Here is a 383-nt window from a genome sequence, read left to right as displayed (position 1 = left end):
GAAGAAAAAGCACGTGGTATCACCATCAACACTTCTCACGTTGAATATGACACCCCGTCTCGCCACTACGCACACGTAGACTGCCCGGGCCACGCCGACTATGTTAAAAACATGATCACCGGTGCTGCGCAGATGGACGGCGCGATCCTGGTTGTTGCTGCGACTGACGGCCCGATGCCGCAGACTCGTGAGCACATCCTGCTGGGTCGTCAGGTTGGCGTTCCGTACATCATCGTGTTCCTGAACAAATGCGACATGGTTGATGACGAAGAGCTGCTGGAACTGGTAGAAATGGAAGTTCGTGAGCTTCTGTCTCAGTACGATTTCCCGGGCGACGATACTCCAATCGTTCGTGGTTCTGCTCTGAAAGCGCTGGAAGGCGA

Annotated in this window: 1 protein-coding gene; it reads left to right on the top strand. The window is 54.6% G+C overall.

The window, feature by feature from the left end; all coding sequences use genetic code 11:
* Positions 1–383, top strand: a 383-nt coding sequence (locus tag FDW98_RS14345) for a GTP-binding protein (protein ID WP_249935702.1), incomplete at both ends; no start/stop codon positions are given.

Source organism: Citrobacter sp. wls711, from assembly GCF_005281055.1.
Taxonomy (GTDB): Bacteria; Pseudomonadota; Gammaproteobacteria; order Enterobacterales; family Enterobacteriaceae; genus Citrobacter; species Citrobacter gillenii.
Note: the sequence above shows the minus strand (reverse complement) of the source record. Positions and strands in the feature narration are given on the sequence as shown.